Origin of the sequence: Cohnella candidum, from assembly GCF_003713065.1 — a bacterium.
Classification (GTDB): Bacteria; Bacillota; Bacilli; order Paenibacillales; family Paenibacillaceae; genus Cohnella; species Cohnella candidum.
The window spans coordinates 2,808,628-2,833,419 of record NZ_CP033433.1 but is presented as its reverse complement, the minus strand read 5'-3'; the positions used below and the strand labels follow the sequence as shown (position 1 = coordinate 2,833,419).

Below are 24,792 nucleotides of genomic sequence, written 5' to 3'. Positions count from 1 at the left end.
GAGCATGGACAGCAAACAACGATTTTCGAACCGGGTGGAGACGTACGTAAAGTACCGCCCCGGATATCCGAAGGAAGCCATCGATCATGTGTATGAAGCGCTGGGCATCGGGCCGGATGCCGAAATCGCGGACGTCGGGGCGGGTACCGGCATTTTCACGCGGCTGCTGCTGGAGAGGGGGAGCCGCGTGACCGCGGTGGAACCGAACCGGGAAATGCGCGAAGCGGCCGAAGCGTCCATCGGCGAAAACCCGAAATTTCGGGCTGTGGCAGGATCGGCGGAGGAGACGGGACTACCCGATGGCGCCGTGGATGCCGTCGTGTGCGCGCAAGCGTTCCACTGGTTTGACCGGGACGCGGCGAAACTCGAATTCCATCGCATCCTGAGGCCAAACGGCAAAGCGGCGCTGATCTGGAATACGAGGCTGACGTCCGGAACTCCGTTCCTGGAAGGGTACGAGCGGCTGCTGCACGAGTTAGGCACCGATTATGGGGCGGTGAACCATCGCAACATTTCCGAGGACATGCTGAAAGCCTTTTTCCGGGAAGGCACGATGCACGTCGCTCGTTTCGTCAATCGGCAAATTTTCGATTTCGACGGCGTGAAGGGACGGCTATTGTCTTCCTCCTACAGTCCGGCGCCCGGTCATCCGAATCACGAGCCGATGCTGCGGGAATTGCGGGCATTGTTCGATCGGTGCCAGGAAGATGGCGTCGTGTTCTTCGATTACGAGACCGAGGTTTATACGGGAGAAGTGTAGAAGCCGCGCAACTTCCGTCTGAATCTCACCCTCATTCAATCGTAACGGAACTCAGCGACCTTATTCCTTTCATTCAAACGCATTCGAGTATGCTAACGGAACTCAGAGGCGTTATTCAGACATTTTGAGGCCATTTCTTCGTAATAGATGGTCAATAGCGTCGCTGAGTTCCGTTAGATTCCCAAAAAGACCGATTTCCCACGAATAACGCTTTTCCGTTCCGTTAGCCCCGACAAACTCCCGCCAACTCCCGCCACCGACAAATGCGGTCCCCCTTTTCCAATTCGATTTTGCCCGCTTACAGAGAAGAACACGCCTAAAATCGTGCTGCAGTTCGATTTCGCCCGCTTGCAGGCTATTTTCCAGCTGCCGGTTTCAAAATTCACTCTCCAAGTGTGCATTTCCGAACTGCAGGCCCTCGCACGGTTCGATCGAAGCGGCTAATTGTGCAAAACCGAATTGCGGGCGGTGGCGGCAAACGAAAAGAGACCGGAGGTCATAGGGATGACTTCCGGTCTCTTTATCATGCGGAGAAAATTACTTGACTTTGCCCTTCAAGGTTTCTTTCCACTGCTGCTTTTCTTCGTCTTTCTTGGATTTCGTCACGACGCTGTACTCATAATTCACGCTGTTATTGGTGCCGGCCGGAGCGGCGAACGTCGTCATCATGACGACGCGGTCGTATTGGGAGCTGTGCAGCATGTCGGCCAGGTCGATCCGGTCCTGGTTGGACATGTTCAGCGGATTCTTGAGGCGGATGACTTTGGCCTTATCGTCGGCCCCTTTGCCGCCGCCCTTCTTATAGCCGATGAATTCGACTTGGTAATCCACATAGGTGCCCGTTGCCTGCTCCAGGCTTTGGAACCCGGCGGTGCTCGTCATCGGGTCGATCGTGACGCCGTTCAGCTGCAGGTTGGACAACAGCCAGCCGGATTCGTTATAGCCCCAGTCCGTCATGTACCGGAATCCGAGCAGCACTTTCTTGCCGGCATACGCGCTGAGATCGAACGTTTCCGTTTTCCACCCGCCGGAGCTTCCCGTAAAGCCGGGAAGGTTGGCCGCGATCGTCGGATGGCCGCCTTCCACGAGGTCGCCACGGGTGTCGGCGTTGGACAGGGACGTCCACGTTTTGCCTTGGTCTACGGACACTTGAACGGCGCCGAAATCCCACTGCTCCTCGATGTTGTAGGAAGTATCGAAGGACAGCGAAGGAGCCGTCACGCCCGTCAAATCCAATTGCTTGATCAGGAAATTGTCCGCCAGGTCGCCTTGGTTGCCCCAAAGCACCGTTCCGCGTTCCGGATCCTGAACGGTTGTCCATTGCGTGCGGAGGAAGTCCAGGCCTTTAAAATAAAGGTGGTCGATCTTTTTGTCCGGGGTAATGACTTTGAAATCGGTCCCCCAGGCGGGCGTGACGTTGTCGGTCTTAACGGAACTGTTCAGGTTCGGAGACAGGTCGATGGAGTTGAACCTGTACGTGTCGTTGTCGCCCTGGTATTTGCCGTCCAGCATAACGGCCGTCATATAGTCGCCGTAAAGCTGTTGGAACGTTTTGCCGGTGTTATATTGGGCCAGGACGGCGTTGACGCCGGCGATGCCGTGCTGTTGATTTTGGAATAGGCTGCGGATGAAGTTTTCGCCGAAATGCTCGTACAAGTACAGCTCGAACAAGTACGCGTTGCCGTAATCGCCGAGGATTTGCAGGTCCGTCTGGTCGCTCCAGAGCGTGAGCGAATTGCGGAGGTTGTTCATGAAGAAGTTCACGTGATCCTGGGAATGGCCGTATCCGACGAGGTACTGGGCAAAATCGGACAAGCCTTCGTTGATGAACGTATCTTCGCCGGAATCGGTGTCGCGGTGCAGCAGGTGCTGGAATTCGTGTGCGAATACTCCTTCATAAAGATAAGGCTTCACCGCGTTAGGCCCGGTTCGGTTCAGCCAATCGAAACTGTCGACCGTCATGACGTTCCGGTCGGAGAAGTCGCTGATGGTCGGGGAGAAGTAACCTGCGATGTAACTCGGATATGTGGGGTCATAATAGCTTTGGTCTTTGATGTTGTCGATCAGGATGACCGTCCGGCCGCTGTCGTCCGCATACCAGCCGTTAAAGCCGTCTTCGCCTTTACGTTCGGCAGGCGGGGCGAAAAACTCGATTTCCTTGGGATAAATGCGGTTGTCGAACTCATTCAGCAAATATTGCACCTGCGCGTCGGTAATCGTGGTCAAGGAATTCCTCGGATCGCCCGCCGGGTAGTTCAGGTTGTTGGCTACCCAAACCTCTCCGTACGTGCCTACGGCGCGAAGGGTAAAATCCGTCAAGGAGTATTTGCCGGTATAGTCGTCGTTCGTCAGCCATTTTCTGACGAGTCCGACGTTGGACGAGTCCACGCTGGATTTCGCCGTGAGCGGCGCGGCGAGGGATGCGGCTCCTCCCGCCAGGTCAAGCCGGTTCTCGGCTTTGACGTCGACAAGGGACTCGGCGCGAAGCTTCGGTCCGACGTCGAGAACGGTCGGGTTGGCGTTGTATGCGGCCGGTTTGGCCGAGGCAACTGTCGGAACGACCAGGCTTCCGACTAAAACGAGCGTGCTGAATAGGCCGAACGCTTTACGGGGACTCATGAATTTCCTCCTTCGGATAGAGAAATCGCCGCCGCGACGGACGGTATCCCCATCATAGCAAGGAGGGAAATTTTAGGAAGTGCCTCTCAGACCGGGCTTAAACTCCTGCTTGGCAAACGTTCTAATCTTTTTCTCCTATTTCCATGTCAGATCGCGTCGCATCGGTTTCAACCTGTCGAAAACCGGGTAACCAATTGCCGCAATCCGTGCCGTTGACGAACAAATGGTTGAAAAAAGTTGAAAAGTTATTTATCCTTAAGTTAATGTCAGTAACCGAAGGGATTCCGAAATGAAAAAAGTAACGCTTCAATCGATCGCGGACAAGCTGAGCGTGTCCAAGGCGCTTGTCTCCAAGGCGCTGTCGGGAGATCCCGCCGTCAACGAAGGCACGCGGGAAACGATTTGGCAGACGGCCGAGGAACTCGGCTACCGTTTCAAGACGTCCCGGAAGCCCTCCGCTCCCATGCAGACCGGCAATATGGCTGTCCTGATGCCGAGGGCCTATTTGGACGATATGGAGTATTGGGGCAACGTGCTACATGGGATCGAAAAAGAGCTGCTCGAACACCAATTCAGCATGCTTCTTTCCAGCATCGACATCGCCCAATCCCCGAAGGAAGGGCTGCCGTCGAGCATATACGACCGCAAGGTCGACGGGGCGATCGTCATGGGACATTTGCCGGACAGCTATGTAACGGCGCTGAAAACCCACGCGATTCCGTTCATCATGCTGGACGCGAACATGCTCGATCCGACGGTCGACCACGTGCTGGCGAACAATTTCCTCGGCGCCTATCACGCCGTCACCTATTTGCTTGAAAAGGGACATCGCCGGGTCGCTTTCGTCGGCGACGCGGATACCGCTTGGAGCTTCCGGGAGCGGTGCCGCGGATTCGACGAGGCCGTCCGGGATTTCGCGCGCAAGACGGGTGAGGAAGTGGAGTCCGCGCATATCGAAGGCGTTGGCGTCAGCGGCAAGGGCATGTACACGGCCCCCGCTTTCCCGGATGCGGTGAAGGGTTGTTTTCTGAAGGAAAAGCCGGTCACAGGCTTGTTCTGCGCCAATGATTTGACCGCGTTCGAAGCGCTCAAAGTGCTGGCCGAATTGAACGTTCGCTGCCCGGACGACGTGTCGGTCATCGGTTTCGACGACTTGACGCTGACGAAGCTGATGCAGCCGAACTTGACGACCGTGCGGGTGCCCAAATCGGCCATCGGATCGCGTGCCGCGGACCTGATCCTGCGGCGCATACGCGAACCCGAAGCCGTCCCCGAGCTCATTCTGCTGTCTACGGAGCTCGTGGAAAGGGACTCCGTGACCGCCATTTGATCCCGACGTCCCCATAAACCCATAAATGAACGAGACGAAGAGGCTCTTGTCCGCAAACGTGGACGAGAGTCTTTTTTTTTTTGTTTAAATATTTTTCAACAAAATATAAATAATTAAAAATATGTTGAATTAAAAATTTCAATATGTTAATATCCGTGTTGAAAGCGATACCATTTTTAGGGGGATTCATTCCATGAAAAAGGCAATGGCAATCGTACTATCCGTCCTGCTGCTGGCCGTGGTCGTATCGGCTTGCGGCAAAGGGAACAACGAGTCGGCATCATCCGCTCCCGCTTCCAGCGCGCCGGCTTCCAGCGCTGCGGCTTCTCCGTCTTCCGACCCGGCCCAGGACATCAGCGGCACGATTACGTTCCTGACGAACCGCACGGACATGATCGACAAGGAGTATGTCGATTACGCGAAACGCTTCAACGAGAAATACCCGAACGCCCACGTCGAATTCGAGGCGGTCACCGATCTCGACAAGACGACCAAGGTCCGCTTGTCCTCCGGCGAATACCCGGACGTCGTCCTCATTCCGACGATCCCGAATTCCGACTTGCCGAAATACTTCGCGCCGCTCGACGATCTCGGGCTGAACGACAAAATCTACTTCAAAGATTACAAGTCGTTCGACGGCAAACTGTACGGCATCTCCGCCGGCGCCACGACGACGGGCATCGTTTATAACAAGAAAGCGTTCGCCGACGCGGGCATTACTTCCGTTCCGAAAACGCTGGACGAATTTTACGCTGCCGCAGAAAAGCTCAAGCAGAAAGGCATCGTGCCGCTGGCTTCCAACTTCAAGGACCAATGGCCGCTGTACCCGTGGGCATCCGAGGTCGCGATCGCGATTTCGGGCGACGCCAACCTGACGAACGAGCGCCTGAATTCCGATACGCCTTACACGCTGGATAATCCGTACGGTAAATCGCTGCAGATCATCCGCACTTTGTACGAGAAAGGCTACCTTGAGCCCGACGTCAACTCGACGAACTGGGAGCAATCCAAGAAAGACATCGCCAGCGGCAAGTTCGCCATGTACATGCTCGGCAACTGGGTCATCCCGCAAGTGATCGGGGCGGGAACGACTTCGGACAACGTCGGATTTTTCCCGCTGCCGTACGACAATTCCGGCAAAACCAACGCGCTTCTCGCGCCGGATTGGGGCTACGGGGTCAACAAGAACAGCGAACACGCCGAAACCGCCAAAGCGTTCGTGAAATGGATGCTTGAGGATTCCGGCTTCGACAATTTCGCAGGTTTCATCCCGGTTCTGAAGGATCGTAAGCCGGAGATGGCGCAGCTCAGCGAGTTCAACGGCTACAATCCGACCATGATCGAAGGAGCCATCGACTCCGAGGATACGACCGCCGTCGTCAACAAAGCGCAAATCGTGAAAGAAGCGATGGTTCAGGACTTCGTATTGGCCAAAGACCCGCAGAAGGTGCTGGACCAGTACAACAAAAAATGGGCGGACGCCAAAAAAGCCCTCGGTAAATAACGACATCGGTGCAACGGGACAAAGTGGATGATCCTCGGCGATCGTCCACTTTGTTTCCAAGGACTTCCTTAGATTCGGGGTGGAATGATGAACGGCTTGTCCTACAGAGCCCAAAAAAGAATCGTGCTGGCCCTATTCATGACCGTGCCGCTCTTGCTGCTGGGCCTGTTCACGTACTACCCGGCCGTTAAGCTGATCTATATGAGTTTCACGGACTGGGACGGTTTGGAGGCGAATCCGCGCGGGATCGGCTGGAGCAATTACGCGGAAGTGTTCCGCAATCCGGATCTCTTCGGGGTGTTCGTACACCAGATCCCCTATGCTTTGATCGGGATCGCGCAAAACGCGCTTGCCATCGTGTTCGCGGTCATTCTGAATTCGAAATTGCGAGGCAGGAACGGATTCCGCGTGCTGATGTTCCTTCCCTTCATCATGAACGCCGTCGCCGTGGCTTTCATGTTCCAATACGTCTTCGATACGGCGAACGGGTCCCTGAACCTGCTGCTCAAGGCTATCGGCCTGGAGAGGCTGTCCCATACGAGCTGGCTGGGCAACCAGGCGCTGGTGAATTTTTCGCTGGCTTCGATCAGCATGTGGCGGTTCATGGGCTATAACATGGTGATTTACCTAGGGGCGCTTCAGTCGATTCCCGCGGATATGTACGAAGCGGCCAAAATCGACGGGGCGGGGCGGCTGCAGACGCTGTTCCGCTTAACGCTTCCGAACCTCACCAAAATCGTGCAATTGAACATGTTCCTGACGTTGAGCGGAGCTCTTGCGGTATTTGACCTTCCTTTCGCGCTCACCAAAGGCGGCCCGGCCGGCGCCAGCGAGACGTTCCTCTACAAAACGATCGAAACGGCTTTCCAATTCAACAATTTCGGCCTCGCCTCGGCCATGAGCGTCGTGTTGCTCGTCATTGTCGTACTCGTGCTCGGTGCCCAAAATCTCGTGATCGGACGGGGAGGAAGAGAGGAATGAGTAAACGGGATCCCGTCCAATGGCTCAAGTACGTCGTGCTGCTGTTTGCCTCCTTCATCGTGCTGTTTCCGCCCTACGTCGTCGTGGTCAACTCTTTCAAACGCGATACGGAAGGCTCCGATCCGCTGGGTCTCCCGGCCAGTTTTCTGAACTTCGACAATTTCAGGACCGTCATCGAACGAACCCATTTGCTGAATTCGTTCTCCAACACCGCGGTCATTATCGTGCTTACGCTTCTCGGCAACGTCATCCTGGGTACCATGATGGCTTACTGCCTCGGCCGCCTGGATTTCAAAGGAAAGAAGCTCGTCTTAGGCGCCTTTCTTCTCGCGACCGTCATTCCGACGATCACGACCCAGGTCGTCGTGTTTTCCGTCATCAAGTGGCTCGGACTCTACAACTCGCTTTATGCGCCGGTCGTCCTCTTCATCGGGGCGGACGTGATCCAAATCTATATTTACCTGCAATTCATCCGCAACATTCCGTACGAGCTGGACGAAAGCGCGATGATGGACGGCGCGAGCCTGTTCCGGATTTACGGCTCGATCATCTTCCCGCTGCTCGGACCGGCCACCGCCACGCTCATCATTTTGAAATCGATCAACGTCTACAACGAGCTGTACATTCCGTTCCTTTATATGCCGAAGACCAAACTGGCCGTCGTGTCGACGTCCATCATGCGCTTCGCGAGCAATAACCAGGCGCAATGGGGCTATATTTGCGCCCTGATTCTGCTGATCATGATTCCGACCGTCGTGCTCTATTTGTTCCTTCAGCGTTACATTTTCTCCGGCGTCACGAACGGCGCGGTGAAAGGGTAGCTTGCGTATTTCACAACAGTGGGGATGATCGCCATGATTTTAACCGATTTCGTAACGCGCTCGGGCAGCAGGCTGCTGCTGAACGGGAAGCCTTTCAGGTTTGCAGGCCCGAATATCTATTGGCTCGGATTGGACGAAAACGTCGGAGGGGTCGATTGGCCTTCGGAGTTTCGGGTGCTGAATGCGCTGGACACGGCGGCTGAGATGGGTGCAACCGTCATTCGCTCTCATACGCTCGGCGCTTCCTGCGGGCATTCGAAATCGATTCAGCCGGAAAGAGGCATGTTCCAGGAGGAGGCGCTTCGCCGGGTCGATTTCGCCATCCACGAAGCGGGGATGCGCGGATTGCGCGTCATCATTCCGTTCGTGTGCAACTGGCATTACTATCACGGCGGCAGGGCCACCTATACCGGATGGCACGGGCTGGACGATCCGAATGCATTCTACACGCACCCGGGCGTCATCGAGGATTTCAAACGACACATCGCCGTGCTGCTGAACCGGGTGAATTCCTATAACGGCAAGCGATACAAAGACGATCCGGTGATTCTGGCGTGGGAGCTCGGGAACGAACTCAACGATGCGCCCGTCGCATGGGTCGCGGAGATCGCAGGTTATATCAAAAGCACGGATCCCCGCCATCTCGTGGCGCACGGCCGGCAATTCAAGCTGGACGGGGACAAGTTGGACGTGACCAAGTTGGATATCCTGGATGTCCACTATTATCCGGCGGACGCGGATGAGCTGAGAAGGGACGCCGGCAGGGTCGCTGAGGCGGACAAGGTTTACATGGCCGGCGAATTCGGCTGGCCGGAAGGGGATTTAACGTCTTTCCTGGAGACGGCGGAAAATACGGAAGCCGTTGCCGGCACGCTCTTCTGGTCGCTGTTCGGCCATCATGACACTTGCGGATACGTGCAGCATTTCGACGGGTTTTCCGTCCATTATCCGGGCAACGGGGTCAACGCCGACTTGGCGCAGCGTGTCTCGAGCTTGAGGGCCCACGCCTACCGAATGACGGGAAGGGAGGTGCCGCCGCTCAAAATTCCGGAACCGCCCCGTATTACGCAAGCGTTCGGCACGATCGCGTTTCGGGGGGTCGTCGGAGCCGCGTTCTATTCGGTAGAGAAGTCGATCACCGGCGCGGAAGGTCCGTGGACGATCGTGTACGACCGCCGCCCGGCCGACCATGACATGCCGTGGACCGATCCGACGAGAGCCCAGACGATCCGAACCTGGTATCGGGTGAAAGCGATCAACCCGGCCGGCATCGAAGGTCCTTATTCCGACGTTTATGAATCCGCCCCGAGGGGCTGACGCTTCATCATTCCAAGCGAAGAAGGAGTGCATGCTCGTGAAAACGAAAGGTTGGCTGGTCACGCTACTTGCTCTGGCGCTGGGGTTTCAAACGTTTGCCGCGGCTGAAACGGCGAGCGCGAATAAAGCGGAGGCGAAATCGGCCTTCAAAACGTTCATCACCGTCAAAGGCGACAAGCTGATGGACGGGAACAAGGAATTCCGCTTCGGTTCGATCAACTATCCGGGCGCGATCCGAGACCCGGCGTTCTCCCAGGAAGACGCGCTCCGCACGATCGCGGCCATGGGCGGCAAAGTCACGAGAACATATGTCTTGCCGGTAAAGCGGTACGACAACGCCGTGAAGGATCCTCTCGTTCTCGGACCGGATGCCAAGGGCATCATGCAGTTCAACGAGCAGGGCTTCAAAAACCTGGACCGGTTTCTCGCTCTCGCGAACCGTTACGGCATCCGCGTCATTCTTCCTTTCGTGGACCAATGGCAATGGGAAGGCGGAATCGAAAGCTACGTTAACTTCCGGTATCCCGGCACGATCACGAACGATGCCGCGAACGACGAAGACGCGTGGAAGTTTTATACCGATCCGCAGGTCATCTCGGATTTCAAGCAGGTCGTCAAGTATACGATGAACCGCGTCAATACGGTCACGGGCGTCAAATATAAGGACGATCCGGCCATTCTCGCCTGGGAAACGGGGAACGAGCTGGGCGGTTACAACCAGGACAAATTCCCGCAATCCTGGACGACGGAAATCGCGGCGTACATCCGATCGCAGAAGCCGAAGCAGCTCGTCATGGACGGACGCTTCGCGATTCAGCCGGAATCGCTCGCGAACAAGGATATCGACGTCGTCAGCGACCATTTTTACACGGGGAATTTCCTGGAGCGGGTGAACGCGGACCGCGAAGCGTCCAAGGGCAAGAAGCCCTACATCCTCGGCGAATTCGGTCTCTATACCGACGCGAAAGACGTGGACGCTTTATACAAGGCGGCACTGACGAACGGAACGAGCGGCATCATAATCTGGAGCCTGCGGCCGCACAAGCCGGACGGCGGATTCTATTGGCACGACGAGAGCCCGGGGAATTGGTCGGCCTACCATTGGCCGGGCTTCTCCTCCGGAGATTGGTATGATGAGACGGATATCATTCAGACGGTTTACAAGTATGCCCATTATATGAGCGCCAACGATAAGGCGCAGAAAACGAAGGTACCGGCCATTCCCGCCCCGGCAAACGCCCCCGTGCTGCTGCCGTTCGATTCCGTCGCCGATATTCGTTGGCAGGGCTCCGTCGGCGCTTCCGGTTACGAAATCCAGCGGTCGAAGGACGGCAAGAAGTGGGAGACGGTCGCGACCGGCGTGTCCGACGGCGGCCGTGCGGGCACGCGTGCGTTCCACGACGAGAAAGCGGTCACGGGAACAACGTACTTCTACCGTATCCGCGGCACCAATGAAAGCGGCGTTTCCCCGTGGTCGAACGTCATCCGAACGAAAGCGCGGCACATCATCAAAGACGAAATGAGCTTGCTGTACGACGATAAAGAAAATCGCGACATTTACGCTTACGACCATTCTTCCAACGTCCAGTCGGGATCGGCCAGCCCGAACGAGCTCGGCATCGGGTATCAGGCTTACGTCGCCACGGCGGATTCCGGGTACGTCACCTACGCATCGAAGGTGCCGCTGAACAGCTTGAAGGTGATCGCGACGGGCAGCGGAACGCCCACGTTCCTCGTCTCCGACCGGGACGACGGCTATCAGCCGGTTGACGCCGGCAAAATCGCGAAATCGACCGAGAACGGCCAGACGGTATACAAGATCGGCGAGCTGCCGCTGAATACGCGGTTCGTCAAGCTGATCATCCCCGGCAAATCGGCGCTGCGCGTCGATCGCGTCGAACTGGAGTATGTCTTCTCCGGCAATGGATATCAAGAAGTTCAAGCGCCGGTCCGCAGCGGGTTCCTCGTGGATTCCGAGGCGGCAGGCAAAACCGGCTCCCTGATTTACCGTACGGGCGGCGATATCAACTCGTATCGTCTGACGGCGTCGACCCGTTCGGCCACGACGGAAGGTTTGTTCCGTTTCGAGGTGTCGATTGACGGCCTGACGTATAAGGAAGTGCAGCCTACGCTCGATACCCGCGCGGGGGAAGGCGGCGAAACGACGCTGATTTATTCCGACTTCGCCGTTCCGGCCTCGTCGCGTTACCTGAAAATCACGGCTCCGGCCGCGTCCGAGGCGAAGCTGATTCAGACCGCGATCGGCTACGGGAAAGACATGCTGCCGGTCACGGACCGGCCGCCCGTGAACACGCTGGAGAACGGAGAGTATTACTTCGGCGACAACGGTTTGATTCGCGAAGCGTATACCCGTGACGGGAACGGGGGAGCGATCTCGATTTCCGTCGATCCCGCGAACAAGCTTCACGGCAGCTACGGAGTCTCGCTCGATTATTCGCTGTCGCAGGCGGGTTACGCGGGGCTGACACGTAACCTGGGCGGTGCGGACTTGTCCGCCTTCGACGCGCTGCATGCCTGGGTGAAACCGGACGGATCCGGCAACACGCTCACGTTCCGATTCCGCACGGCGGATGACCGCGTTTGGGAAACCGGCGTCAAGCTGACGGGTACCGAGGGGCGAACGATAGAGATTCCATTCTCGGCATTCAAGCAGCCGGCAAGCGATACGCAGGCGGCAACGGCGATGGACATGAAGGCCGTCAAAGCGTTTTCCTATTACGTCCGTTCAGCCGAAGGAGCGTCTACCGCAGCGGGGAAAATCGGCTTGGATGACGTGAACGCGGCGAACGCGGCGAAGATCGACAATTTCGAGAGCTACGGCGGCTATGACGCGCTGCTGAAGATGGCCTACGGCCGGAACGCCGGCGGAGGAACGTTCGACATGGCTTTGGACCGCACGAACAAGTCGGAAGGCCAATACGGCTTGAAGTTGACGTACGACATCACTTCCGCCGGTTACGCGGGCGCGACGCTGAAGCCGGATTTCCTGAATCTGAAAGGGTTCGACGGCTTTACGATGTGGTTTAAGCCGGACGGCTCCGGCAACAAGCTGGTCATCCAGTTCACGACGGAGGACGGACAGTTCTGGGAAACATCCGGTTTGATTCGCGGAACGGACGCGAAGCTGCTTTACGTGCCGTTCTCGGCATTCCGCCATCCGGAATGGTACGGCGGAGACCGGAACGCGACGCCGGACCTGACGAAAAACATCACCGGATTTTCGATCTACATCAACAGCAATCCGGATACGACGAAGAAAACGGCTAGCACGGTGTATATCGACGACATCAACGGAGTGGTATACAGCGACGATCTCGCATCGAAAACCGTTTCCCTGGCGGAAATGGGACCCGCTGAGCCCGTTGGAGATCAGCCGCTTCCGGACCTCGGCAAAAACTACCTGTTGAATCCGGGCTTCGAGGACGTCGTCGACGCGAACGCCTGGCCGGTCTTGCCGAAAGAGTGGACGCACAAGGACGCGAACGGCAAAGACATCACGGACGGGACCGTCAAATTGGAGGGAAGTCCGCGCACCGGCGCGTACAAACTCGTGCACTACAGCGCGGGTCCTTACGAGGCGACGAGCTCTCAGACGGTGACCGGGCTGCCGGACGGCACCTACGAGCTGACCGCCTGGACCAAATCCAAGTTCGGCAACCCGCAGCTGGCCGAGATGACGGTGAGCGGCTACGGCGGCGCGCCGGTCAGCGAAAAGATCGAAGAGGGAGAAGGCAGCTGGGTGCTGCAGAAAATTTCCGGCATCCAGGTGTCCGGAGGTTCTCTGACCGTATCGTTCCATTCCCGCAACGTACAGAATGATTTCTGGATCGCCGTGGACGACGTCAAACTCGTGAAAGTCGAAAATGGAATCGAATAGGGCGAGACCATGGACCCGTGCAGCCGCACGGGTCTTTCGCTTGCAGGATCGTCTGCAACGAGGTAAGATGAGAAAGCCATTAACTTGTATACAAGTAGACAAAACGCGGCCGAGGAGGACCATCCCATGAGACATTTTCCGAAAGCTTGGCTTCAGGGAGCCTCCCTTGGAGAAGAAATCGCCTGCCAGTTGCGGCTGCAGATCATAGATGGAACGGTCAAAGCCGGAGACGTGATTTCGGAAAACAAAGTCGCCGCCGATTTCGGGATCAGCAGATCGCCGGTACGGGACGCGATGAAAACGCTTTCGGCCGAAGGGCTGCTCCGGCTGGAGCGAATGGGCGCCGTGGTCGTGGGAATGACGCTCAAGGACGTGGAGGAACTGTATGACGTCCGTTATCTGATCGAGAGCTTCGCCCAAGAACGGCTGGCCGACGACGATCACGAGAAGCTGCTGTCCCAGCTGGGCCAAACGATCGATAAAATGGAGCTGGCCGCAAAGCATGGGGACGCCGAGTCGTTCGCCTACCTGGACTTCAGCTTCCACGAAGCGATCGTCATGGAGGCGAGACACGCGAGAATCCGGCAGTTGTGGAAAAACATCCGGCAGCTCATTTTGACGGTGATGCTCATTACGACCGAAGAGGTTTTCGCCGAAGGAGAAGCCAGAATCCGCGCCGTCATGGAGAAACACCGGACGATTCTGCGGTCGCTCGAAGCCAAAGACGCGCCGGCCATTCGGAAAACCGTACAAGAATATTTCGCGGACTCCCAGGTCACGCTCCATCGCAGTCTGACTTGAATCCTTTCTGGGAATGCTAACCTGATGATCCACTTTTTCTTATAGGAAAGAAGGATAAATTCATATGTATATGATCGGTGTCGATATCGGAACGACGAGCACCAAAGCCGTCTTGTTCGAAGAGAACGGGAAGGTCGTCGCCAAAGCGGACGAGGGCTACCCTCTCTTCACGCCGACGCCTTCGGTGGCGGAACAGGATCCGGACCAGATTTTCGGAGCCGTCGTCCATACGTTAAAGCAAGTGATGGAGAAAAGCGGAACCAAGCCCGAGCAGATCCTGTTCGTCTCCTTCAGCTCGGCCATGCACAGCGTCATCGCCGTGGACGCGGATGGCAGGCCGCTTACCCGCTGCATCACGTGGGGCGATAACCGGAGCGCGGAGATGGCCGAACGGCTGAAACGGGACTCCGCCGGCCATGAGATCTATCTGCGGACCGGCACGCCGCTGCATCCGATGTCCCCGTTGGCCAAGCTGATGTGGCTCCGCCAAGATTTCCCCGATCTGTTCCGGGAAGGGAACAGGTTCATTTCGATCAAGGAATACGTCTTCGCCAAGCTGTTCGGACAATATGTCGTGGACTATTCTATTGCTTCGGCGACAGGACTGTTCAATCTCGAGAAATTGGATTGGGACGAAGAGGCTCTGCGCCTGGCGGGTGTCACGAGCGCGCATCTGTCCAAGCTCGTCCCCACCACGCACACGATGACGGACATGAATCCCGTATATGCGGCTGAAACGGGGCTGGCGGCCTCGACCCCATTCGTCGTCGGAGCCAGCGACGGCGTGCTGTCCAACCTCGGCGTAGACGCGATCGGTCCGGGAGTCGTCGCCGCGACGATCGGCACGAGCGGCGCCATCCGCACCGTCGTAGACCGGCCGATGACCGATCCCAAAGGGCGGATTTTCTGCTACGCGCTCACGGAGAAGCATTGGGTCATCGGGGGTCCGGTCAATAACGGCGGCGTCATTTTCCGCTGGGCCCGCGATGAGTTCGCCGCCGCGGAAGTGGAGACCGCGAAGCGCCTCGGCCTCGATTCGTACGACCTGCTTACGAGGATCGCCGAGAAAGTGGCGCCGGGGGCCGAAGGGCTGCTGTTCCACCCTTACATGACGGGAGAACGCGCCCCGCTTTGGAACGCGAACGCGCGGGGCTCCTTTTTCGGCTTGACCTTGCACCATAAGAAAGAACACATGATCCGCTCGGTTCTGGAAGGCGTCATTTTTAATTTGTATACCGTTCTGCTCGCGATGGAAGAGAAAATCGGCAGGCCGCGCAAAATCCACGCCACCGGCGGCTTCGCCCGCTCCCCGCTGTGGCGCCAGATGATGGCGGACATCTTCGACCAGGAAGTGATCGTGCCCGAAAGCTACGAGAGCTCTTGCCTGGGCGCCGCGGTGCTCGGCTTGATCGCCGTCGGCCGCGCGGACAGCCTGGACATCGTCTCCGGCATGGTCGGCGCGACCCACGCGCATAGACCGGTCAGGGAAAGCGCCGAGATTTATCACCGGTTGCTGCCCATCTTCATCGCCATTTCGCGGAAGCTGGAAGAGGAGTACGAAGCGATCGCCCGGTTCCAGCGGGACTTCCGCTAAGCATTTCGCCCCATAGGCCGCCTGAAGTCATCCGTGACTTCGGGCGGCCTTTTTGCGTTCCGCGGCACGGCATCTGTCGAACGATGTTCCATTTTCGCCGGAATCAAAAAAACAGACAAGCGATTCTGAAAAATGACGTATAACAATTTGCCGGACGGGATTTTAAAATGGTGACGCAAGCAGATGAGTACGGAAAGGAGAAATCGGGATTCCGCATCGCGCCTGTTGTAATCGATTTCAGTCGACAAGAACCACAAGGAGGATACGAACATGCTGAAACGTAAAATATCCGCCGTCGCGGCCGTCGCGCTATTTTGTTCCACGATAGCGGGCCTCGTGCCGGGCGTTTCCGCGGCCCCGCCGACGGATGCCGGCTTGCTGCCTTATTACGATGCGTCCCGTCCCGTTGAGGAACGCGTATCCGATCTTCTCGCCCGCATGACGCTGGACGAGAAAATCGGCCAGATGGTACAAGCGGAAAGAGCATCGGTGACGCCGGAGGACGTATATGCCTACAAGCTGGGCTCCGTGCTCAGCGGGGGCGGCTCTTTCCCGAACGGCAAACAAGCGGACAGCACGAGGGAGAAGTGGGCCGGGCTGGTGGATTCCTACCAAGCCGCCGCGCTGTCCACGAATCTGGGCATTCCGATCCTGTACGGCGTCGATGCCGTGCACGGAAACAGCAACCTGATCGGCGCGACGTTGTTCCCGCATAACATCGGGCTCGGAGCCACGAGGGATTTCGAACTCGTCCGCAAGGTCGGATCGGCGGCGGCCAAGGAAATCAAGGCGGCCGGCACCAATTGGGCTTTCGCGCCCACGATCGCCGACCCGCAGGACGTCAGATGGGGCCGCACGTACGAAGGGTTCGGCGACGACCAGACGCTCGTGGCCCAAATGGGCAGCGCTTACATCAAAGGCCTGCAGGGCACGACGAGCGGGGAGCTCAAGAACAGCGACAAAGTGCTCGCGACCGCGAAGCATTTTCTCGGGGAAGGCTTGACCGACAACGGGGCAAACCAAGGCAACGTCTCCGCCATGACGGAAGAGGAGGTTCTGGCGCTCGATCTCCCGATGTACAAAGCCGCCATCGACGCGGGCGCGCGAACCGTCATGGTCTCTTACAGCAGCATCCAGGGTCTTAAAATGCACGCCAACAAGCGGATCCTGACCGATGCGCTCAAAGGAACGGGTCCCGGACAGCTCGGCTTCACCGGGTTCGTCATCACGGACTACAACGGAGTCCAGCAGATCACGAAGGATTCCGACGGCAACGCCGTAAGCGGCTTGAAGGACCAAATCCGCGTCGCGATCAATGCCGGGGTGGATATGCTGATGGAACCGTCGGATTGGAAAATCAGCCTGACGTACCTGAAAGATTTGGTCGATGGAGGCCAGATTCCCCTATCGCGGATCGACGACGCGGTGACCCGGATTCTGAGGGTGAAATTCGAGTCGGGACTGTTCGAGCATCCGATGACCGATTCGAACCTGGCCCAGACCTTCGGCTCGACGGAGGACCGCGCCGTCGCCCGTCAAGCGGTGAGGGAATCGCTCGTTCTGCTGAAGAACGATAAAGTCAACGGACAACCGATTCTGTCGCAACTGAAGAACATGAACAAGATTTTGGTCGCGGGCAAAAGCGCCGACAACATCGGCTTGCAGGCCGGAGGCTGGTCGATTACCTGGCAGGGAGCGGCCGGCAGCACGACGCCGGGCACGACGATCCTCAAAGGCATCCAGAACGCGGTCGGAAGCACGAAGACCGTTACCTACAACAAGCACGGGCGGGGAGCCGCCGGCAACGACGCCGCGATCGTGGTCATCGGCGAGACGCCTTATGCCGAAGGCAACGGCGACAGCTTGAACGGCTTGAAGCTCGACGAGGAGGATCTGGCGACGCTTGCGAACGTCAAAGCGGCCGGCATTCCGACGGTCGTCGTGCTCGTGTCGGGGCGGCCGATGATGATTAACGACCAGCTCGGAGACATGGCCGGACTCGTGGCGGCATGGCTGCCCGGGACGGAAGGCCAAGGCGTGGCCGACGTGCTGTTCGGCAGCTACGACTTTACGGGCAAGTTGCCCGTGCGCTGGCCATTCTACACGGAAGCGTACAAAACGCCGAAAGCCGGGGAACGCAACCTGGATCCCCAATATATCCTGTTCGATTATGGTTACGGGCTGAAGAAAAGCCAAGAAACCCCGGCGCTTCCGCCGATTCCGGCGAAACCGGGCCAGCCGCTCTACCAAAGAGTGGAGGCGGAGAGCTACGTCGCCCAGAACGGCATCCAGACCGAAAACACTTCGGATGCCGGCGGCGGCCAAAACATCGGTTGGACGGATCCGGGCGACTGGATGGAATACTTGATCAACGTTCCGGCCGCCGGTTCGTTCGATATCGATTTCCGCCATGCGGGAACCGGAGACAATACGGGCTTCAATATTTTTAACGAATCGGGAACCAAAATCGGGGAATTGAACGTGAACGGCACCGGCGGCTGGCAGAACTGGCAGACGACGACGGTCCACGGCGTTCCGCTCGCGCAAGGCGTGCAGAAAATCAAGCTGGTGTTGAAGGCCGGCGGCCTCAACTTCAACTGGTTCGGTTCCGCCGGTTTCTCCCCGGCAGCCGTGCCTGCCGACGGCGGAGGCGCGATTGCCGATCAGCCGGTCGTTGCGGCTGGTGCCGTACAGAACTGGATCACGACCGAGCGCGATTCCAAGAGCAAAAACTGGTATTACGGGCCCCGCTGGCAGGACGGCGACAAACGCCTGGAGCCGCAGGCCAATCTTGACATCACGGCGGCCGGCAGCGATCCCGGCGCCACGACGATCAAGATCGATCCGCGCAAGGAGTACCAGTCCGTGATGGGCATCGGGACTTCGATGGAAGAGTCCACGGTGTACAATTTGATGAAAATGTCGCCCGCGAAACGGGATGAGTGGCTGAAACAGATGGCGAGCAAGACCGACGGCATCGGCATGAGCATGGTCCGCGTCACGATCGGGACCGCCGATTTCACGGCGCAGAAGTTTTACACGTACGACGATATGCCGGCCGGACAGACGGATCCGACGCTGAGCCATTTTTCGATCCAGAAGGATATCGACTACGGTATCGTCGGCGCCTTGAAGAAATTGAAAGCCTTCAACCCGGACATCAAGTTTTTCGCTTCCCCTTGGAGCCCTCCGGGCTGGATGAAGACGACGGACAGCATGATCCGCGGACAGGTAAAGGACGAATACCTGCCCGTATTGGCGGACTACTACGTCAAGTACATTCAAGCTTACAAGGATCAAGGCATCAACATCGAAGCGATGACGCTGCAGAACGAGCCGCTGCTCGAAATCGATTATCCCAGCACGAAGATGCCTTGGCAGCAAGAGGCGGCGCTGGCGAAGCTGCTGAAGCAGAAGCTGGCGGCGGCCGGCCTCGACGTGAAGCTGTGGATTTTCGACCATAACCCGAGCGACATGATGTCGTATCCGGCACCTCTGCTTTCCGTGCCGGAGAACCGGGACGCGGTAGACGGAACGGCATTCCACGACTACGGCGGAGACCTGGCGCTCATGTCCCAGCTGCACGACATGTATCCGGACGAAAACATCTACCTGACGGAACGAGCGGTGTGGGGAACGGAAGGCACCGACCGGATCGCCCAATATTTCCGCAACTGGGCGCGCAGCTACAATTCGTGGGTCGCGATGCTCGACAGCGACATCGCCACGCATCAGTGGGTCGGCACGCCGGATCCGACGATGCTCGTACAGGACTCGGCCAACCGCGACAACTACTGGATGACGCCGGAGTATTACTTCCTCGGCCATTTCACGAAGTTCGTGGAGCCCGGCTACGTCCGGATCGACAGCGACTACGGCTCCAAGGACAAGGTGACGAACGTCTCCTTCCTGAGCCCGGACAAGAAAACGATCGTGACGGTCGTGATCAACCAGACGAACGTCGAGCAGACGTTCAAGCTGGTGAGCGACGGCACGCAGATCGCCGCCAAGCTGCCGGCGAAGTCGGTCGCCACGTACAAATGGGACCGCATCGGCGACCTCTCCGATCCGGCACCGGCTCCGGTACTGAGCGCGGAACCGCAATCGCTGGATTATGGCGTGGACGGGGCGACGGTGACGCTGAAGCTCGCGGGCGGCGCGTTCAAGCCGGACGGATTGAATCAAATCACCGTCTCGGGCGAAGCCGCTTCGAAAGGGATTACGGTCACGGGCGTGACATACGGATCTTCGGTCGCGGAACCTACCGTGACGGAACCTACTGTAACGGACGTGACCTACAACGATAACGCGTCCAGCGGCAGCGTCACGGATGCCGTTTACGGCCAACCCGACCAAGTCACGGTTCATTTGGGATGGAACGGAACGCCTTATTACGGCAGCGTGAAACTGACGTTCAACGTTCCGCCGGCCGCGTACTCCGATTCTTCCGGCAATGCTACGCTGACGACTGACGTGATGCTTCAGGGAACCGTTAATCAGACGACTCCGAAGGCGATTCCCGGTACTTTGGGAGCGAATGATTTTTATCAGCTTTCCGGCGTAACGGGGGCAACCGATCAAATCGCGGGTTTCGGGCCGGGAGATTGGGCGGCGTTCAAAGTGAACGTCCCGCAAAACGGCAAGTACGCGGTGACGGTCGTCGCGAAATCGCCGAACGGCAGCAACTTTAGCATTACGGAGGACGACGGGGCGCCCGTGACCGTCAGCATTCCGTCCTTGTCCGGGTCGACGGCATGGGTCGGAGCACGGACGACGATCGACCTGCATGCGGGAGAGCGGATCCTTAAAATTACGGGCGCCGTAGGCGCGTTCGACATGCAGCGGATCGAGGTAGAAGCCGTCACGGCTCAAATGGCGGGAGAAGGCGGCATTCTCAAAGCGGAAGCAGAAAGCTTCACGTCGGCCGGCCAGAACGTCATCCAGTACGGCAGCCAGAACAACCTGGGTTACACGGTCGGCGGCACCTTCATGGATTACCTGATCGCCGTACCGGCCGACGGGTTCTACAAGGTGAAATACCGCTACGCCACCACGCAGGGCGGCGTGTCCATGTCCCTGACGGCGGGCGGGGCGCAAAAAGCGGCGACCGCGCTGCCCGGAACGGGAGGGTGGGATTCCTACGCGGAAGCCTCCGATGTCGTTCAGCTGAGCGGCGGCGTACAGACGATCCGGCTCACGATTTTAGGTGACGGGGCCAACCTGGATTGGTTCCAGTTGGTGCCGACGAGCGCCCCGGTGGTCCAAGGCGGTAAAGCTGCGGTACCGGTCATCGGCCATAACGGCCAGCCGGGCAAACCGCATACGATCACGCTCTCGACGTCGACGGACGGCGCGGACATCCATTACACGACGGACGGGACGCTGCCGGACGAAACGAGCGAGATTTACCATTCCCCGGTGCATGTGGAGCGGGGGACGGTGATCCGGGCAATCGCCGTGAAGGCAGGCATGCAGATCAGCTACGTCGCCTTCTATTCCAACAATGAGATCACGTATTCGAACGAAGTATTCGTGGAACCCGGCAATCCGGACCCGGGTACCCCGGGCGGGAATCCGGGAGGCGGTGGCGGAGGAGGCCATTCGGGGCCCAAAGAGGTGATCGAGGCTCCAAAGCCGGTCGTGGACCCGAAAACAGGCCGCGCGGTGACTACAATCCCGGATGACGCGCTTACGGCCGCCATTGAAGCCGCGAAACCGGAAGGTAAAGGTGCGGCTAAAATCACCATCCGGGTGCCGGAGTTGTCCGGGCAGTCCGCATACGAGGTCGTCCTTCCTGCAAACCGGTTGTCGGATACGAAGTTGACGGCCAAAATGGAAGTCGTTACGGTCGTGGGTACGATCGTCCTGCCGAGCGACATGGTCGATTCGGCCGACGTGAACGGCGGCAAGAACATCGGCGTAGCCGTGGCGGCAGCGGACAAGACGAAGCTGGATGCGTCATTGAAATCGCAAATCGGCGACAGGCCGGTAGTGGAGCTGATCCTTCAGGTCGACGGCCGTACGGTGGCCTGGAGCAACCCCGATGCCCCGGTGGTCGTATCCGTTCCGTATAAGCCGACCGCCGAGGAATTGGCCCACCCGGAACATATCACCGTCTGGTATATCGACGGAGCCGGCAGTATCATCGCGGTGCCGAGCGGCCGGTATGACAAGGCAACGGGCATGGTCACGTTCAAAACGACCCATTTCAGCTCATATGCCGTAGCGTTCGTAAACAAGACGTTTGCGGATTTGGGTTCCCATGCATGGGCAAGGCAAGCGATTGAAACTTTGGCGGCCAAGGGCGTGATCCAAGGCGTTTCGGGATCTTCCTTCTCGCCGGGCGCCAAGGTTAAGAGAGCGGATTTCATCCTTCTCTTGGTCAAAGCACTCGGATTGACGGCCAAGGCGGACGGCCAATTCGCGGACGTGAAAGCCGACGCCTATTACGCGGACGCCGTCGCCGTCGCCAAAAAGCTCGGTATCGTCCAAGGAATCGGAGACAATCGGTTCGGTCCGGAAACGAACATCACGCGCCAGGAAATGATGACGATGGCGGCGCAAGCCCTTAAAGCCGCGCAGATCGAACTGCCGGCCGGTTCGGCCGCAGACTTGGCGAAGTTCGCGGACCGCGGCAAAATCGCTTCGTTCGCGGTCGAGGGCATGGCCACGCTGGTCAAAAACGGTCTGATCGCAGGCAGCGGCACCGGAATCAACCCGCTGGGCACCGCGACCCGCGCCGAAACCGCATTGCTGATCTACGGGCTTTATAAGCTTCAGCCCTAATAGTGGAAGCCGCGTCTCTGAGGAGACGCGGCTTTTTTTACTTATCGCGCGCGGATGCGGAACGCGGCTCGCGAATAAAATGGTGGAAACACAACGGGGGGGCAGGTGACGGGGATGCGCGCGGGATTCGGGCTCGGATACGGTATGCTTCAGCGGCAAAACGGCCAAATGCGCTTGTCGCCCCGTATGCAGCAAGCGGTCCGGATCCTTCAACTTCCCTCCTCCGAGCTCGAGGAAATGATCCGCGATGAGCTGGAGCGCAATCCCGTGTTGGAGGTGGTCGACGGTTCGATGGGGATTGGCGTCGGCATCGGAAAGGGGAAGCCGTCGGATTTCGATCCGTTGAAGAATGTCGCCGCCTCCCCGAGCCCGACCCTTCAGCAGATTCTGGAAGAGCAGTTGAACCTGACGACAGGTGTTCCCGCGTTGCTGCGGAGGATGGTCCGCTACCTGATCGGAAACGTCGATTCGAACGGGTACTTGGCGATCTCCTTGGAACAAGCCGCTATTGATGTGAAGGCGAAATCCGCGCTGGCGGAAGCGGCTTTGGAGGTGCTGCAGAGCTTCGAGCCGACGGGCGTCGGCGCCAGAAATTTGGCGGAGTGCCTGCTGCTGCAAGCGAACTCGCGCCCCGATTGTCCTCCGCTGGTGTTTCTCCTGATTCGCAGTCACTTGCAGGAAATCGCCGAGCTCAATCCAGCCGAGATCGCGAGAAGATTGCGTTTGAATCCCCGCGAGCTCGGGGATGCGATCGAAATCATCCGGTCGTTCCATCCCCGGCCGGGAGCTTCATTCGATTCTGCCGTGACTTCCTACATCGTGCCGGACATCCGGATCGAGCTAATCGGGAAGGAAGTTGCCGTTTCGGTGTTGGAAGGAGCGGCTCCCAGGCTGTACATCCGGGAGGACTACCGAAGCATGGCGAAGGAAGCGGAAGGCGCCCCGGAGACAAGCGCGTTCCTGTCCCCACAGCTTCATTCCGCCGCCTTCCTCATCCGATGCGTCGAGCGCAGACGGCAGACGCTGACGCGAGTCGCCGGAGCGATCGCAGAGGAGCAGGCGGCATTTATCCGATTCGGCCCCGCCCGGCTGAAGCCGCTGTCTCGCCGGCAACTCGCGGACCGGCTCGGGCTGCACGAATCGACGGTGAGCCGGGCAACGGCAGGCAAATTCGCGTTAACGCCGCATGGCGTTTTCGAGCTTGGCTACTTCTTTCCGATTGGTTACGGTCAAGGGAATGACGATACCGCCTCCGCGGAAAGCGTCAAAGAGAAAATCCGCCATTACGTGCGCGGCGAAACCGCGAAGAAACCGTTGTCCGACCGGCAGCTCGCGGAGCTGCTGGAGAGGGAAGGGATCCCCGTCGCCCGGCGCACCGTCGCCAAATACCGGGAAGAGCTCGGCATCCCGTCCTCCGTCAAACGAAAGCCAGTTTTTTGACCCACAGGTTCATGTCCTCGTATCCTCCGCCGATGTCGCAATTGTTCGCCAGCCTTCCGCTGTACCGGTAACCGGTCCGGAACAAAGCGGCGTTCATGCCGTACGAAGTGGCCCGGGAAAGGGAATAGGCGCAATGGATGTTCCTCTCCTTCAAATGTTCCTCTAATGCCCGAATGAGTGTTGTGACCCTTCCTTGCCCCCGCTCTTCGGGCGCGGTGACGCAGTCGGTGATTTCCGCGTTCCGATACTTGACGTTCACTTCGGCGGAAGCCGCGCTGACGATCCGTCCTTCCCGCTCGATCACGCAGAACAGCGTTCCTTCGGCCAGGACTTTCGCAACGTAGGAAGGATCCGACATCGGCGTCGGATAAGTCCGGAAAATTTGGCCGAACAAGGCGGCGAGCGGAGCGGCATCTTCGGAAACAGCCGGACGCAGAAGGGTGCCGTCGTCCTGTCGAACCCTCTCCGGGCGAGCTTGGAGGGCAAGCACTTGGCTGAGCAACCGGTCTTCTTCGATCCAACGGCCGCTGGTCCGCCTGTCCGGATCCAAGTAGACGGCCATGCAATAGGCATCGCTTCCGGCAAAATACCCCTGATAAACCCCCTCCAACATGTACCCCAGTGACAGAAAACGCGGCCAGTCCTCCTCGTGCGATTTGACGAAAATTTTGGTGAAGGCCCGTTCCTCCGCCAGTTCGAAAATATGCCGATGCAGCGGCTCCGGCTGTCCCCGGTAATCGTCCACCCGGAGGCGGCGGTTCGCGGGATCCAGGCACAGCTCGGCTTCGAATCCGTTTCCTTTGACATGGGCCATGGTGTAGATAACGCTGGCATCCGCCATAGGGATTCCTCCGTTCCGTGTTCTAGCGTTCTTATCCGCTGTTATGCAAGATCGGTGCCAAACATGCCGGCATGGACATGGGTAAGCGCCGAAGTTGGCA

Annotated in this window: 13 protein-coding genes; 11 read left to right on the top strand and 2 right to left on the bottom strand. The window is 58.3% G+C overall.

Features of this window, described 5'->3' with window-relative positions:
• Window positions 1-4: 4 nt before the first annotated feature.
• On the top strand, window positions 5-760 hold the full coding sequence (locus EAV92_RS13150) for a class I SAM-dependent methyltransferase (protein ID WP_123041519.1): 756 nt from the start codon (window positions 5-7) through the stop codon (window positions 758-760).
• A gap of 537 nt (window positions 761-1,297) precedes the next feature.
• On the opposite strand, the gene EAV92_RS13145 is transcribed toward EAV92_RS13150, so the two are convergent.
• Window positions 1,298-3,379, bottom strand: coding sequence for a M6 family metallopeptidase (locus tag EAV92_RS13145; protein WP_123041518.1), 2,082 nt, complete (start codon window positions 3,377-3,379; stop codon window positions 1,298-1,300).
• A gap of 289 nt (window positions 3,380-3,668) precedes the next feature.
• On the opposite strand from EAV92_RS13145, the gene EAV92_RS13140 reads away from it, so the two are divergent.
• The 10 genes from EAV92_RS13140 to rpoN all read left to right on the top strand — a co-directional run bounded on the left by EAV92_RS13140 (window position 3,669) and on the right by rpoN (window position 23,851).
• Window positions 3,669-4,709: a LacI family DNA-binding transcriptional regulator gene (locus tag EAV92_RS13140; protein WP_123041517.1), complete on the top strand. Its 1,041-nt coding sequence runs from the start codon at window positions 3,669-3,671 to the stop codon at window positions 4,707-4,709.
• 193 nt (window positions 4,710-4,902) lie between these two features.
• Window positions 4,903-6,213: an ABC transporter substrate-binding protein gene (locus tag EAV92_RS13135; RefSeq protein WP_123041516.1), complete on the top strand. Its 1,311-nt coding sequence runs from the start codon at window positions 4,903-4,905 to the stop codon at window positions 6,211-6,213.
• A gap of 87 nt (window positions 6,214-6,300) precedes the next feature.
• Complete coding sequence (locus EAV92_RS13130) at window positions 6,301-7,194, top strand: carbohydrate ABC transporter permease (RefSeq protein WP_123041515.1); 894 nt, start codon at window positions 6,301-6,303, stop codon at window positions 7,192-7,194.
• Window positions 7,191-8,015 (top strand): carbohydrate ABC transporter permease, encoded by an 825-nt coding sequence (locus EAV92_RS13125; RefSeq protein ID WP_123041514.1) that lies wholly within the window; start codon window positions 7,191-7,193, stop codon window positions 8,013-8,015. The genes EAV92_RS13130 and EAV92_RS13125 overlap by 4 nt, the downstream gene beginning before the upstream one ends.
• Before the next feature lie 33 nt (window positions 8,016-8,048).
• Window positions 8,049-9,332: a glycoside hydrolase 5 family protein gene (locus EAV92_RS13120; protein WP_123041513.1), complete on the top strand. Its 1,284-nt coding sequence runs from the start codon at window positions 8,049-8,051 to the stop codon at window positions 9,330-9,332.
• 37 nt (window positions 9,333-9,369) lie between these two features.
• The gene (locus EAV92_RS13115; RefSeq protein WP_164472765.1) at window positions 9,370-13,230 is read left to right on the top strand and encodes a CIA30 family protein; all 3,861 of its coding nucleotides are present in this window, start codon (window positions 9,370-9,372) and stop codon (window positions 13,228-13,230) included.
• A gap of 126 nt (window positions 13,231-13,356) precedes the next feature.
• Window positions 13,357-14,031 (top strand): GntR family transcriptional regulator, encoded by a 675-nt coding sequence (locus EAV92_RS13110; RefSeq protein ID WP_123041511.1) that lies wholly within the window; start codon window positions 13,357-13,359, stop codon window positions 14,029-14,031.
• 64 nt (window positions 14,032-14,095) lie between these two features.
• Window positions 14,096-15,625 carry a gluconokinase gene (gntK, locus tag EAV92_RS13105; RefSeq protein WP_123041510.1) on the top strand — a complete coding sequence of 510 codons (1,530 nt, stop codon included), beginning with the start codon at window positions 14,096-14,098 and terminating at the stop codon, window positions 15,623-15,625.
• A gap of 270 nt (window positions 15,626-15,895) precedes the next feature.
• Window positions 15,896-22,411, top strand: a complete 6,516-nt coding sequence (locus tag EAV92_RS25275) for a glycoside hydrolase family 3 N-terminal domain-containing protein (RefSeq protein WP_123041508.1) — start codon at window positions 15,896-15,898, stop codon at window positions 22,409-22,411.
• A gap of 114 nt (window positions 22,412-22,525) precedes the next feature.
• Window positions 22,526-23,851 carry an RNA polymerase factor sigma-54 gene (gene rpoN / locus EAV92_RS13090; RefSeq protein WP_123041507.1) on the top strand — a complete coding sequence of 442 codons (1,326 nt, stop codon included), beginning with the start codon at window positions 22,526-22,528 and terminating at the stop codon, window positions 23,849-23,851.
• Here the strand turns inward: rpoN and ablB are convergent.
• Complete coding sequence (gene ablB / locus EAV92_RS13085) at window positions 23,829-24,692, bottom strand: putative beta-lysine N-acetyltransferase (protein WP_123041506.1); 864 nt, start codon at window positions 24,690-24,692, stop codon at window positions 23,829-23,831. The genes rpoN and ablB overlap by 23 nt on opposite strands.
• Window positions 24,693-24,792: the final 100 nt, after the last annotated feature.